2 protein-coding genes (1 of these 2 running past the window's edge) are annotated in these 13,283 nt (G+C 63.9%); both read right to left on the bottom strand.

Annotation, left to right across the window (positions count from 1 at the left end):
- Positions 1-238: 238 nt before the first annotated feature.
- Positions 239-3,442, bottom strand: coding sequence for a non-ribosomal peptide synthetase (locus J3P79_RS08940; RefSeq protein WP_434609790.1), 3,204 nt, complete (start codon positions 3,440-3,442; stop codon positions 239-241).
- Positions 3,439-13,283, bottom strand: the 3' portion of a protein-coding gene (locus J3P79_RS08935) for a non-ribosomal peptide synthase/polyketide synthase (RefSeq protein ID WP_434609788.1). 3,616 nt of this gene lie beyond the right edge of the window; 9,845 of the gene's 13,461 nt are visible here — the last part of the coding sequence; its start codon lies beyond the right edge, outside the window; its stop codon occupies positions 3,439-3,441. The genes J3P79_RS08940 and J3P79_RS08935 overlap by 4 nt, the downstream gene beginning before the upstream one ends.

The following is a 13,283-nucleotide window of genomic DNA, read 5'->3' as shown; positions in this document are numbered from 1 at the left end:
GTTCGCCAGCACGGTGCAGCTGCTGACCGCCCCCTCCCCGGGACAGTCATCCGGCTGGACGACAGCTAAATTTTTCCTGGACACAACCGGCGCCTGGGCTGCCCTGCCCGAGCCGATTGGCCGCATACCTTAGTAAGACGCAGCACATGGGAAAAACCGGAATGAGTTTATTTATCATTCGCGAAAAAAATAAAAAAAAGCCGACGCTTGGCGGCGTCGGCCTTTTGTTGATGCCGTGTCAACTACCTTGCGCGGCCTTGGCGGCTTGCAGTTGCCGAGCCTGTTCGGTCAGTCGCGCTTTTTCTTCGGGGCTCATCGCCTCCATGCGCAGGCGTGCCTGGGCGATTTTCTCCAGTTGCCCCGGGCTGCTCTCCTGCGACCGCAAGGCCATCGCCAGCGACGCCACGGTCGGATGATCGAAGACCAGTCCCGGATGGATGTCGCACTGCAACAGTTTGCGAATGCCGGCCACCAACTTGATCACCAGCAGCGAATGACCGCCGGCTGCGAAGAAGTCGCGATCGATGCCCAGTCGCTCAAGCCCCAGCAACTGCGCCATGCGCGCAGCGAGCAACTGTTCGAGTCCATCACGGGGTGCGGCGCCCTCGTCATCGCCCGTTGTGGCCGCCCACTGCTGCAACGCCTGGCGATCGATCTTGCCGTTGGCCAGTCGTGGGAAGCGTTCGATCAGGTGCCAATGCTGCGGCACCATCACGCTAGGTAAATGAGCGACCAGTTCGGCACGGGCAGCGTCCAGCACGCCAGGGGACAGACCTTGCCGGGATACGATAAATGCCTGCAAGCCCTGCTCGCCCGGCAACACCAGCGCTTCGGCCACCTGCGGCACGCGCAGCAGCTCGGCCTCAATTTCCGCCAGGTCGATACGGAACCCGCGCACCTTGATCTGCTGATCGCGCCGCCCTTGCAGCTGAATCCCGCCGTCCGGGCGATAACGCGCCAGGTCGCCGGTGCGGTACAGGCGCTGCGCCGGATCGAACGGACTCTGGATGAACGTCTCTGCGTCGGCCTCGGTATTCAGATAGCCCCGGCACAGTTGCGCGCCGCCCAGGTACAACTCGCCCATCACGCCCACCGGCACCAGCCGCCGCTCAGCATCGAGGACATAGGCCTGATTGTTGCCCAGCACCTGGGTCAACACCGAACAGTCCTCGGCAGCGCCCTCCAGCGACACCGGATGAATCATCACCCCGACCGTGGCTTCCGTCGGCCCATAGTGGTTGAACACCTGGCAATCGCTGCGCAACCGGGCGATGCGCTCGACCAACATCGGCGCAATCGGCTCGCCGCCGAGCACCAGGGTGCGCGGCAATGTCGCCTGCTCGCTGTCAAGCAACGCCGCGAGGTGCGACGGCACGATCTTCAGGCAATCGATTTGATGCTGCCGGAGGAACGCGGCAAACAGCGCGCCGTCCTGCATCTGCTCGTCATTGGCGACATGCAGGGTCGCGCCATTGAACAGCGCGCCAAACAGCGCCGTGTTGCCCAGGTCCGCCGCCACGGTGGAGCTGAAGGCCATGTGTTTGCATTGATTCAGCGCCAATGCCTGGCTGGCCTGGGCGGTGTAATTGAGCAACTGCCGATGCTCGATCACCACGCCTTTGGGCACACCGGTGGAGCCAGACGTGAACAACACGTAGGCGATGTCGTTGCCCTTGGTCGCCAGTGCCGGCAACGTCGCGTTCGCCGGGCTGAGCCCGTCCAACGCCAGCGCCTTGTACGGCTGTTCCTGCCACGCCGGCAGGTGTGCCGAATCGGTGAGCACTACCGCGGCGCCGGCCTGTTCCACCATCAACGCCTGACGGGCCTGGGGCCATTGGGTATCCAGCGGCAGATAAGCCGCACCGATGCGCCAGCTCGCCAGCATGGCGATCACCAGCTCCGTCGAGCGCGGCAAGGCCAGGGCAACAATCGAACCCTCGCCCAGGCCTTGGTCCTGAAGGCCGAGGGCCACGCGTTCGACCTGCACATTCAACTGGCCGTAGCTCAAGGATTGATGGGCGTCGGTCAGCGCGATGGTGTCAGGCGCATGGAGCGCCAGATCGGCAATGCGCTGGGGCAGATAGCGGTTATCAGCCAGTGCCTGCATCGGCGGGTTGATCGCGCGCAGGCGTGATTCCTCGCTGCGCCCCAGTAGGTTGAGCTGCGCCGGCGGCGTTTGCGCGGCCGCCAGGATCGAGGCCAGCAGCACGTCGTATTGTTCCAGCACGACGCTGGCGGCGGCTTGCGAATAACGAGCGTCGGCGTAATCCAGGTCGATCGCGACAAGCTGCTGGGCATCGTCCAATTGAACCTTTAGCAGCAGCTCAAGCGGATCAGTCTGCACAAGCGAGGAACCCGTCCACTCCAGACCGCTGTCGCTGTGGACGAAACTTGCCGCAGCGACCGCGAAACCATAGGCCGGATGCGCCGCGTCCGGCGCCAGTTCCGGCGTCCAGTATTCCTGCCAGGTGCGATGCGCTTCGAGCCGCGTGGCCAACTCCCCCAACCACTCACTGAACGGCACGCTGGCCGGTAAGGGTACGCAAAGCGGCAGGGTTTTCTCGAACACGCCGATGGCACTGGCGAAGTAGTCGTAATCGCCGCGGCTGTCATGACGCACGCCCACCAATGCCTGTTCGGAGTCGCTCAAGCGCCCCAACAGCAGCCACCACGCCCCTTGCAAAAGGGTCGTCAACGGTTGCCCCAGCTCATCGGCCAAACGCTGCAAAGCATCGCGCCGGGCCGGTTCCAACGCCAATGACACACGCGCATCGGCGGTCCCGCTGCCGGCGCGGCGTGCCGCCAGCCACGGCGTGTCGATCTGCGCCTGTAAATCTTGCAGATGTTGCTGCCAATAGGTCCGCGCGGTGGCGGCATCTTCGTCCAGCACCACTTCGCTGCGCCATTCCAGGTACTGGGCGAACTCGCCCGGCGCTTCGTCTTCCGACACCTGGCCCGCGTACGCCTGCCGTACCTGTCCAAGCAGCAAGTTCATCGATGGCGCATCGGCACTGTAACGGGCGATGCCCAGCAGCAGTCGCCATTGCCGTGGACCCAAACGATAAAGCACGGCTTGGACACCGGCCGATTCGCCGACCACAAAAGCCCGACCCAGCGTTTCGCCGATCTGCGCCTGGACCTCTTCTGCAGGTTGCTCGCTTGCGTGTGTCGTCAGCGGGAAGCGCCCGGCCTGCGCCACCTGACGCAGGCCGTGGAAACCGGCGACCTTGACCAACCGCGCCAGCAACATCGGCTGCTGCGCCGCCAGTGTGTCGAAGGCGCCCTGCAATCGCTGCGGGTCAAGATTGCCATCGATGAGCACGCTCACCCAGCGCAAGGCCTCGCCACAAGTCACCGTGCCGGACAGTTGCTCAAGCGCCCGTTGCTGCTCGGGCGACAGGGCGAAACCCGCGTCCTGCGTGTCCATCATTACCTCATTCATGCTCCGGTTTCCTCGGTAGTGAATGCGCCCCGGGCGGATTGCCCGACGGTCGCTGGCCGTTGCAGGCTGGCGTGGTCGTACATATCGCCCATGGCGACGACGATTTTGCGTGGTCCTTCGAACGGGTCGCGGGCGTGGGCCACCAGCATGTTGTCCAGCAGGATCACATCGCCTTTCTGCCAGTCGAAACGCACCGCGCAGGCTTCGTACAACTCACCGATACGGGCCATCACCTCGTCTTCGATCGGTGTGCCGTCGCCGTAATAGACGTGCCGGGGCATGCGCTCCAGGCCGTACATCGACAACAGGTCCTGGCGCACGTCCGGCTCCAGCCAATAGATGTGATGCAACTGCACTTGGTTGAAGAAGGATTTTTCCCCGGTGATCGGGTGCGTGATGATCGCCGGCCCCGGCGTGCGGGTCTGCAACTCGTCGTTGTCGAGCCAGCGCCACTGGATACCGCCTGCCCGGCAACGGGCCTCCACTTCAAGACGATCTTCGGTCTTGAAGAAGTGCTGCCACGACACGTCGAGCTTGTCGGTGAAGGTGCGCACGTACAGGAGGCCCTTGTCTTCGAATTTTTCGCGAAGGTCCGCTGGCAGCTTCTCGTACATCAGGCGGCAGTCCACCACCGGCGTCGCGCCGCCCACGGGCGCGGCCTGCTCGCAGTAGAACATCTGCTTGCGCGGCCAGCGGTCCTGGTGGGAGCTCTCGTTGTGGAACAGGATCATCTTGCGTTCCGGGTAAGGCGTGGAACGGTAGGTGTTCTTGCCGCCTTCCTTCTTCGGCAAGTCGCCGTACTGGCCGTACAGCCCCGGTTGAATCGCCTCGGCGAACGCTTCGAAGCCCTGGATGCCATCCAGCGCGAAACCACGGAACAAAATGCCGGCGTGTTCGGCCAGTTTTTGCTCGATCAAGGGTCGGTTCTGCCGGATCCACTCGATGACGTCCAGGTGCGGCTCGCCGGGCTCCAGCATCAGAGGGAAACGTTGCGGCGCCGCCACCAGCGATTCACGCACCAATGCCTGGCGTGGCCGCGCGGCCGGTGTCGACGAACGCTTGAGGAATTTGCCCAGTTTGTCGGCCTTGGGCCCCGGGACGTTGGCAGGCGTGGCGGCTGTCGCCACGTTGTCGACTGGCATGCTGATAGCTCCCAATTGAATGTCCTGATCAGCGACGATCTGTTCCAACAGGGTCGTCCAGGCCCGGATCAGGTACTGGATGCGCTCATGTCCGAACAAGGCTGTGGCGAATTGCCAATTACCGCGCAATTGCCCTTCTTCTTCGTCAACGAACAATGCCATGTCGAATTTAGAATGGTTCTGCAGCGCCGGCAGGAACTCCACGCTCAAGCCCGCCATGGAGCGTGTGCGCACCGGCACGTTGTTCATCACGAACAACACCTGGAGCAACGGGTTCATGCCTTTATGACGAGGCACGCCCGAGGCTTCGACGATCTGGTCGAACGGCAGGTCCTGATGCTCCAGCGCGCCGAGCAGATCGTCCTGGGCCTGGGCCAGGAATCGTGTGAACGTCACGCCCGCATCGAAGCGCGAACGCAGCGGCAGGACGTTGACGAAAAAGCCGATCAAGCGCTCCAACTCAGGTTGCCCGCGCCCGGCCACGTCAGCCCCCACCACCAGGTCCTGCGTGGCGCAGTGGCGATGCAACAACACCTGGAACGAGGCCAGCAACGTGCTGTACAGCGTGACGCCGGCCTCGCTCGACAGCCGCCGCAATGCCGCGCTGAGGTCGACAGGAAGCTCGAACTGCAACGCATCGCCCTCATACGACGAGGTCTGCCCACGAGGATTGTCCAGCGGCAGGTCGAGACGCCCGTTGTAACCGTCGAGTCGCTGCTTCCAATAGTCGGCCTGGCGCGCCAGCACGCCCTGGTCCTCCAACGCCTGCTGCCAGAGGGCGAAGTCATGGTATTGGACCTCCAGCGGCGCCAGCGGCATCGGTTCATGGCGCAAAGCGGCTTCGTAGATCTGCACCAGTTCGTTGATCAACAACCCCATCGACCAGCCATCGGAAATGATGTGGTGCATGGCGTACAACAACACATGCTCGGTGGGGCCCAGGCGCAGGATCCGCCCGCGCAGCAGCGGCGCCTGTTCCAGGTCGATCGGAATGCGGGCATTGTCCAGCGTCGCCTGGGCCACTTGTTCCTGCTGGGCGCCAGGCGAAAGCTCGGACAGATCGACCAGCGGGAAATCCAACTGGACATCGTCGGCGATCATCGCCAGCGGGTCGCCTTCGTCGTCCTGAACATACGCGGTGCGCAGCACGGCGTGACGGCGCGTCACTTCGGCAAAGCTGCGCATCAGCCGCTCGACCGACAACTCGCCGCTCAGACGCAGGGCCATGGGCATGCCATACGCCGAGGTACCGCCGGCCAGTTGTTCGGCGATCCACAGCCGCCGTTGCACCAACGACAACGGTGCCGATTGCCTTGGCCCATGGGCCTTGAGCCGGACCTTGCTGGAGTCGCCTGCGCGCACGGTTGCGTCACCGGTCTTGCTCATCAGCGCTGCCAACGCGCTGAGCTGTGGATGATCGAACAGGTCACGCAAGCTCAGCGGATAACCCGTGAGTTTGCGCAGCCGGGAGATCGCCTGGGTCGCCAGCAATGAATGACCGCCGCGCTCGAAGAAATGATCGTTGCGCCCAACCTGCTCCACTTCCAGCACTTGCTGCCAGATGTCGGCGATCCGTTGCTCCAGTTCGCTGGCGGGTGGCTCATAACAGTTTTGCGTCATCCCGGCCTCCACGCCCGGCAACGCCTTGCGATCAAGCTTGCCGTTGGGGGTCAGCGGTAGTTGGTCGAGGAACAGCCAGTGCGCCGGGATCATGTAGTCCGGCAGGTGCTCCTTGAGCCTGGCCTTGAGTGGGTCGCGCAGGGTGTCGGCGTCCGCCGAGGCCACCACGTAGGCCACCAGTTGCTGGCCGCCCGGCCCTTCCTGGGCCAGCACGGCGACTTCATTGACCTCGGGCTGTTGCAGCAGCCGCGCCTCGATTTCCCCCAGCTCGATGCGGAAGCCGCGGATCTTCACCTGATGGTCGATGCGACCCTGGTATTCGAGCACGCCGTCTGCGCGATAACGGCACAGGTCGCCGGTGCGGTACAGGCGCTCGCCGGTGGTGGAGAACGGGTTGGGCACGTATTTCTCGGCAGTCATCGCCGCCCGCCCGAGGTAGCCTCGGGTGATACCGGCGCCGCTCAGGTACAGCTCAGCCGACACGCCTTGGGGCACCGGTTGCAGGTTGGCGTCGAGGAGGTAGCTGGCGGTGTGCTTGAGTGGGCGGCCGATGTTCGCCGTGCCGCCGGGGGTGCGGCGGGTCCAGGTAGAGTAGGTGGTGTCTTCCGATGGGCCGTACAAATCGTAGACATGCTCAACTCCACCGCCCACCTGTTCACCCAACTCCTGTGGGTAGAGAGCATCCACCAGGCTCTGCTTCAGTGGCTCACCGGCCAGGTTGATGACGCGCACACCGCTCGGAATCTCCCCACTGCGCTGCAACGCGGCGATGGCCGAGGGCACGGTGTTGATCAGGCGCACCTGGTCGCGGGCCGGCAGGTGCGGCAGTTCCAGGGCGTTGCGGGCGATGATCAGCGAGCCGCCGTTGGCCAGGGTCACGAAGAGTTCCCACACCGACAGGTCGAAGCACACTGAAGTTGAAGCAAGTACGCCTTGGATATCGTCGCGGCTGTAGACGGTCTTGGACCAGTCGATCAGTGCCAGGACGTTGCGGTGGGCAATGGCCACACCCTTGGGTTTGCCGGTGGAGCCGGAGGTGTAGATGACATAGGCGAGGTTGTCTGGTTTGACCGCTGTGTCCGGCTCGCTCAACGGATAGCGTGAAAGGTCGAGCTGATCGAGCATCAGCACTTCGGTTCCAACCGGAACCGTCAACGCCACGGCCTGCTCGGTCAACAATACCCGCGCCCGACTGTCATCAAGCATGTACGCCACGCGTTCGGCCGGGTAATCCGGGTCCAGCGGCACGTACGCGCCACCGGCCTTGAGCACCGCCAGCAAGGCGATCAGCAATTGCTCGGAGCGCGGCATCGCCACGCCCACGCGCACTTCCGGGCCGACACCCAGTTCGATGAGCTTGTGGGCCAGGCGGTTGGCGCGGCCGTCGAGTTCGCTGTAGCTCAGGCGTGTATTGGCGAAAGTAACCGCCAAGGCGTCCGGAGAGGTTTCCGCTTGGCGCGCAATCAGTTGGTGAACGCAAACGTCCTGTTCGAACGGCGCATCCACCGGATTCCAATCATGGGTCAGGCGTTGATGCTCATCGAACCCCAGCATCGACAGCTCACCTAAGCACCGCTCGCCATTGGCTGTCATCTGTCCGAGCAACTGAGCCAGATGCGCCGCCAATCGCTCCACCGTTACAGCACAGAAACTCGCCCGCTGATAACTCATGTGCACCGACAACTGCCGCTCCAACCCCACCAACAGCGTCAACGGATAGTTGGTCTGTTCCTGCATAATTGGCGAACCAAAACGCAAACCGTCCGGCGCACCCTGTTCCAAGGCCTCGGCGATCGGGTAGTTCTCGAACACCAGCAAACTGTCGAACAGCGCGTCGCCGCCCTGCCCGGCCCAGCGCTGGATGTCCAGCAACGCAGTGTGCTCGAACTCCCGCAGGGCCAGGTTCTGTGCCTGCACCGCTTGCAGCCAACTGTCCAGCGACTGTTCCGCCCGAGGGCTGGCGATCACCGGCAAGGTGTTGATGAACAGGCCGATCTGCTGCTCGACGCCGGGCAAGTCCGCGGGACGACCGGCCACTGTCGCACCGAAGGCAACCGTTTCTCGACCGGTGTAGCGCTGCAACAGCAGCAGCCACGCGGCCTGCACCAGCGTGTTGACCGTGACTTTCGAGGCGCGGGCGAAGGCTTCCAGGCGTCGGGTCAGCGATTCGTCCAGCACTTGAATATGATCGCCATAACCAACACCAGCGTCCGTCGGTTTGCCAACCGCATCGGCCAGCCGTGTCGGTGCTTCCAGGCGCTGCAGCGCAGGCTTCCAGAACGCTTCGCTGGCCGCCGCGTCCTGGCGTTGCAGCCAGGCGATGTAGTCCCGATAACGTCCGCCGGACGCGGCCATGGATTGCCCGCTGTAGCGTTGCAGCACTTCGCCGAGCAACTGCGAATTGCTCCAGCCGTCCATGAGGATGTGATGGCTTGTGTAGATCAAGTGATAGCGATCATCCGCCACCCGCACGACGACCAACCGCAGCAACGGCGCAGCGTCCAGGGCAAACCCTTGTTGGCGCTGGGCTGTTGCGAGGGTGTCCAGGTAGTGAGAAAGGTCAGCCTGTATGCGCCCGTCCTCAAGCTGCAACGCGACATCGACGCGCTTGTGCACCACTTGCAACGCACGCTTGAAATCGCCTTCCCAGACAAAACCGCTGCGCAGCACGTCGTGGGCGTCCGTCGCCGCTTGCCAGGCCTGGCGGAAGCGTTCGACGTCCAGCCCTTGGACATCCACGCGCATCTGGTTGATGTAATGGCCGGCCTGTTGCTCGTACAGCGTGTGGAACAGCATCCCTTGTTGCATCGGCGACAGCGGATAAACGTCCTCCACCTCCCGCGCCACCAGTGGCAAGGCGTCCAACTGTTCCTGCTGCAACCCGGCCAGGGGGAAGTCCGACGGCGTGAAGCCGTGGCGTTGGGTCTCGCAACAGTGGTCGATCAACCCCTGCAATTCCCGAGCGTAATCCACGGCCAGCGCCTGGATCGTCGCCTCGTCGAACATCTGCGTGCTGAAGGTCCAGTCGATACTCAACTCGCCGGCATAGACGCTGCCATTGAGGGTCAACCAGTTATCCAGCGGCGCCAATGGGCTCTGCGCCGCGCCCGACGATTCGCTGGCAGGGACAAACAGCCCATCGGCCTCTGCGCTGAAGCCGCTGTCGAACTGCCCCAGGTAATTGAAGGTGATACGCGGCACCGGCAGTGCCGCGAGGGCACGGCGCGTCGGTTCATCGCCCAGGTAGCGCAACACGCCGAAACCAAGTCCTTTGTCAGGGATTGCCCGCAGTTGCTCCTTGATCGCCTTGATCGAGCCTTCGGCGGTTGCCGTCGGGGTCAGGCGCACCGGGAACAGGCTGGTGAACCAACCCACGCTGCGGCTCAGGTCTACATCCTCGAACAGCGCCTCGCGGCCATGGCCTTCCAGCTGGATCAACGTCGACGCCTGGGAAGTCCAGCGGCCGATCACTCGGGCCAGCGCCGTCAACAACAGGTCGTTGACCTGGGTGCGATAGGTCGCCGGCGCTTGCTGCAACAATCGTCGAGTCAGTTCTTTATCCAGCCGCGTCTGCACGTGCGCCCCATGGCACCTGCGCAAATCACCTTGGGGATGGTCGCAAGGCAGGTCGGGGCGAACGCCGTCCAATTGCGCCTGCCAGTACGCGACTTGTCCCTGCAACGTTGCACTGCCGGCATGGGCCTGCAACCGTTGCGCCCAATACTGTGCAGACGTGGTCTTGGCCGGCAACGTCGGTGTCTGGCCGGCCTTTAGCTGGTCGTACGCCTCTTGCAGATCCTCCAGCAGAACCCGCCAGGACACGCCGTCGACTACCAAGTGATGGATCACCAGCAACAGCCGCTGGCTGCCATCGGCCAGGGTCGCCAGAACACCGCGCAGCAGCGCGCCGCTGTCCAATTCAAGGCTGCGCTGGGCGTGTTCGGCCAGGCGTTCGAGGGCCGACGCATCCGCAACTTCGGCGGTCCACAGCAACGGTGAGTGCTGCCAGAGTGAACGCTGCTCCGTCAAAGTTCTATGGCGAGCGATCCAGGCGCCGTCTTCATGGATGAAGGCCAGGCGCAACGCATCGTGATGTTCGACCAAGGCCTGCAACGCCTGTTCCAGATGCCCGGCATGCACCGGTCGCACGCCCTTGAGCAACACCGACTGGTTCCAGTGATGAGGTTCGGCCATGGCCTGTTCGAAGAACAGCTGCTGGAACGGCAGCAGCAACGCCTGCCCTGTCACCGGGCCCTGGTCGATCATCGGGCCGCCGTCCCCCGTTGTCGCCACGCCAGCCAACCCTTGGATGGTCTGGTGCAGGAACAGATCCTTGGGGCTGAAATGAATACCGGCCTGACGGGCCCGGCTCACCACCTGGATGGAGATGATCGAATCGCCGCCCAGCTCGAAGAAATTATCGGTCACGCCGACGCGATCGCGTCCGAGCACGCTTTGCCAGATATCCACCAGCGCCTGTTCCTGCGCGGTCACCGCTGCGATGTAGGCCTGGGGATGGGCGCTCGGCTCGGCCTTGGGCAGTGCCTTGCGCTCAAGCTTGCCGTTGGGGCTGACCGGCATTTTTTCCAGCCACACCCAGTGTTGCGGCACCATGTAGTCCGGCAAGGATTGGCTCAGATGTTCCCTGAGGCGCACTTGCAGCTCCTGGCGAACGGCGTCATCGGCAGCCAGCAGCTCGGCGCGCGCCGGCACCACGTAGGCCACCAGCAGCGTGCCGTCCTGGGCCAGGACCACGGTTTCGCGCACGGCATCGTGCTCGGCCAGGCGCGCTTCGATTTCGCCCAGTTCGATGCGCAGGCCACGGATTTTCACCTGATGATCGATCCGCCCGGCGTATTCGATCACGCCGTCGGGGCGATAGCGCGCCAGGTCGCCGGTCCGATACAAGCGTTGGCCATGGCCGAACGGCCCGGTGACGAAGCGCTCGGCGGTCAGCGCCGCGCGTCGGTGGTAACCCCGCGCCAGCCCCTCGCCCGCCAGATACAACTCGCCGATCACCCCCACCGGCACCGGCGACAACTCATCGTCGAGGATGTAGGTGCCGAGGTTCGCGATCGGCTGACCGATCGGCACGCTGTCGCGCCCCTCCTCGACACAGGTCCAGTGGGTCACGTCGATGGCCGCCTCGGTCGGACCATAGAGGTTGTACAGGTTGGCATTCGGCAACTTGGCGAATACCTGCTGCTGGGCATCCACCGGCAGCGCTTCGCCGCTGCACACGATCCGCTTCAAGCTCGTGCATTCGGCCACGCGTGGGTCCTGCACGAAGGCCTGGAGCATCGACGGCACGAAGTGCAGCGTGGTGATGCCTTGGGCTGTGATCAACTCGATCAACAGCGCCGGGTCGCGATGGGCGCCCGGCGCGGCCACCACCAGCGTCGAGCCAGTCAGCAGCGGCCAGAAGAACTCCCACACCGACACGTCGAAGCTGAACGGTGTTTTTTGCAGGACGCTGTCCGTACCATCGAGGCCATACGCCTGCTGCATCCAGCACAGCCGGTTGACCAGGGCACTATGGCGATTGCCCGCGCCCTTGGGCTTGCCGGTAGAACCGGAGGTATAGATCACGTAAGCCAGGTTCTCGCCGTGGACTTCGATATCGGGATTGCCATCGCGGCTGGCGTACAAGCCGTCGTCGGGCGAGTCCAGCACCAGGCTGCGCAGCCCGCCCGGGATCGGCAAAACATCCAGCAGATGTTGCTGGGTCAGCAACAAACCAATGCCGCTGTCTTCGTATTCGGGGTCCAGCGGCACGTAGGCGCCGCCGGCCTTGAGAATCGCCAACAGCCCCAGCACCATCTCCACGGAACGTTCCACGGCGATGCCCACCAGCACATCCGGACCGACGCCTTGGTCGATCAGGCGATGGGCCAGGCGGTTGGCCCGGGCGTTGAGTTCGCGGTAGCTCAGGCGCTGCTCGCCGAAGACCAGCGCAGGCGCGTCCGGCGTTCGGCGCACCTGTTCCTCGATCAGGCTTTGCACGCTGCGGTCGAGCGGGCAATGCTGCGCCGTCGCGTTCCAGTCGATAAGCATGTGCCGACGCTCGCCCTCGTCCAGCAGCGTCCACTGCGCCACCGGGCGGTGAAGGTCTCGCACCAGGGCGTGCAACAGATTGAGCCAATGCCGGGCCATGCGCTCGACGGTCGCCGGCTCGAACAGATCCGTCGCATAGGTCAGCGCCGCATGCAGGCCCTGGGGGCTCTCGACGGTGTCCATGCTCAGGTCGAATTGCGCGGTGCGCTGCGTCCAGCCCAGGGGTTCGACGCACAGGTCCGGCAAGGCATTGGCGAACGCCGAATCGGTTTCATTGCGGTGGTTGAACATCGCCTGGAACAACGGGCTGTGGCTGAGGTTGCGCTGCGGTTGCAAGGCATCCACCAATTGTTCGAAAGGCAGGTCCTGGTGCATCTGCGCAGCCATCGCCGTTTGCTTGAGCTGTTGCAGCAGGGCGACGCCGGTCAGCTCACTGTGGAACTCGCTGCGCAGGACCTGGGTGTTGACGAAGAAACCGATCAGTCGCTCGGTTTCCAGCCGCTGGCGGTTGGCAATCGGCACGCCGACGCGGATGTCGGCCTGGCCGCTGTAGCGATGCAGCAGCGCCTGGAACGAACCGAGCAACAGCACGAACAACGTGACGTTTTCCCGCCGCGCCAGGGCCTTGAGATCAGCGCTCAAGGCGGCATCCAACATGACCGGCAGGCGTGCGCCACGCAGGCTTTGCTGCGCCGGGCGCGGATGGTCGGTGGGCAGTTCCAGCAGCGGTTGCTCACCGCCCAGTTGCCCGGACCAATAGGCCAGTTGACGATCCCGCTCACCGGCCGCCATCCATTGCCGCTGCCAGACGGCGTAGTCGGCGTACTGCACCGCCAACGGCGGCAGATGCGCTTGCTGGCCTTGGACGAACGCCGAATACAGGCTCATCAGGTCATCGACCATCACCTGCAAGGACCAGCCATCGGAGACGATGTGATGCAGCGTCAACACCAGGATGTGGTCCTGTTCGTCCACTTCCAGCAGCGCCACGCGCAGCAACGAATCAGTCAGCAGATCGAACGGAC

Origin of the sequence: Pseudomonas sp. R1-7 (assembly GCF_051132105.1) — a bacterium.
GTDB lineage: Bacteria > Pseudomonadota > Gammaproteobacteria > Pseudomonadales > Pseudomonadaceae > Aquipseudomonas.
This window is presented reverse-complemented; position numbering and strand designations above follow the sequence as displayed.